This is a genomic window from bacterium (assembly GCA_037147175.1).
GTDB lineage: Bacteria > Cyanobacteriota > Vampirovibrionia > Gastranaerophilales > UBA9971 > UBA9971.
On record JBAWVS010000108.1, the window covers coordinates 1 to 1,697 of the forward strand.

Below are 1,697 nucleotides of genomic sequence, written 5' to 3' on the forward strand. Positions count from 1 at the left end.
CCTCGTCTGTTTCGTAGAAAAACATTTTTTATTCCCTGCCTAACTGGTTATACTACGCAGGATATACCAGTTAGTTTTAATTGTCATTGGAAAAAATACTTATAAAAAGACCATCCTGAAAAAAATAGGACAGTCTTTTTTAGAGACTATAATTTAAAAATATTAATAATTTTTATGTCCACTTTAGCAATATTTATAATGATTTCGGTTTTATATAAGTATGGGAAGAAGTTCTGTATAATTTTATATGGAAATTGGAAGGTTGAAGAATGGAAGCAATTCAAAATAATTTTCCACAAAACTCATGCAGTTTAAAACAAGATCAGCCGGCTAATTTTGAGCGTCTTAAAACGCAGATAAATAAGCTCGATAATCTTGCTTGTGAGCATAAGGAAGTTTTTACGGCACTAAGCCCTATTATTCCTATGAGAAGAATTTCATCGATTCCTGATAATATTAAAGACGGAAATTATACGCGGGCTGCTGGATTGCTTGGACTTATGGCGGTTAATCTTCCTGAAGATACAAGAGATTTAGGAAGCGCATGGAAACAAATTAAAACAGGCGAATTTCCCTCATATTATAAAGATTGCCAAACCCCGTTCTCATTTTTCAGGGGAACTGCTCTTGAACCTCTGGTGAATAAAATGGGCAAACTGGGAGTTAAATTGCATCAATGGGATGTGCCTTTGTATGAAACAAAATTCGGTGAGTTTTGTAAAAAAACATTTAAATTTGACACATTTAAATATGAAGGAACGAAAAGATTTGTTCCTCAGGTTGTTTTTGATGAGTCAGGAAAAATAATAACCAGAGATATAGAAGTATTTGCAAATAAGGTTGAAGGAAAAGCCTTTGGTAAGTTAGTCGGCAATATGCTTTTGAGAATTCCTCAAATTAGTGTTTTTATTTTGTCAGCGCTGGAAATTCCTGCAATAATTAAAGCTTTTTGTAAGCCTGAAAAGTCTAAAGACAAGGCAATAGACGGATGTACACAGATTTTGAAATCAGGAGTTAATGTATCGTCAATATTGACAGGCATTGGCATATTTGGCGCATTATTAAAAAACAGAGGACCTGTAGGATCAATTATCGGAATGGGCTTAGGTTCTGTTGCAGGCACGTATGTTTCTAAAAAAATCGGCAATAATTTAGATTCTGTGTCTGATAAATTAAAAATTGGCTAACGCGGAAGATGTTGGGCAAGATTTGGAAAAATAGCTTCAAGTGCGTTTTTGACGGCTGGATGAGTGTCTTTACTTGCGGCAAGTAAAGCCATTTTTGACATAAAACCAGTATCCATCGGTGCAGCTAATATTCTGCTGCCATACTCTCCTAAAGCACCTCTTCCACTAGAAGTTGAGTGCCTTGCAAATTTATCAAGTTCATTAAGAAAGAAAGTCTGATTATTTCCAAAAGCAGGTTTTTGTTTGTTGTTAATTGCCGTATAAGGTTTGTTAAAACTAACATTCATATTCATATTTCATTTCCTTAACTTAGTAACAAATATATAAAGTAAAAACATGAAAAAAATTGCCATTAATTTTAAAAAGATTTTAAATATTATAAAATCTTTTTAAATATTTTGCAATAGATATGCCTATTTACCGCACAGAATAGAAATTTGACCTGCCGTGTTAACATTTCTTCATGAAGTTATGTAACCTATGATTGCAAAATATTAAAACAGGCATCAT

At 33.1% G+C, this 1,697-nt stretch carries 2 protein-coding genes; one reads left to right on the forward strand and one right to left on the reverse strand.

All coding sequences use genetic code 11. The annotated features are described in order from the left end of the window. Positions 1-269 precede the first annotated feature (269 nt). The gene (locus WCG23_13320) at positions 270-1,187 is read left to right on the forward strand and encodes a hypothetical protein (protein ID MEI8390851.1); all 918 of its coding nucleotides are present in this window, start codon (positions 270-272) and stop codon (positions 1,185-1,187) included. Here WCG23_13320 and WCG23_13325 read toward each other — a convergent pair. After that, positions 1,184-1,480: a hypothetical protein gene (locus WCG23_13325; protein MEI8390852.1), complete on the reverse strand. Its 297-nt coding sequence runs from the start codon at positions 1,478-1,480 to the stop codon at positions 1,184-1,186. The genes WCG23_13320 and WCG23_13325 overlap by 4 nt on opposite strands. Positions 1,481-1,697 lie beyond the last annotated feature (217 nt).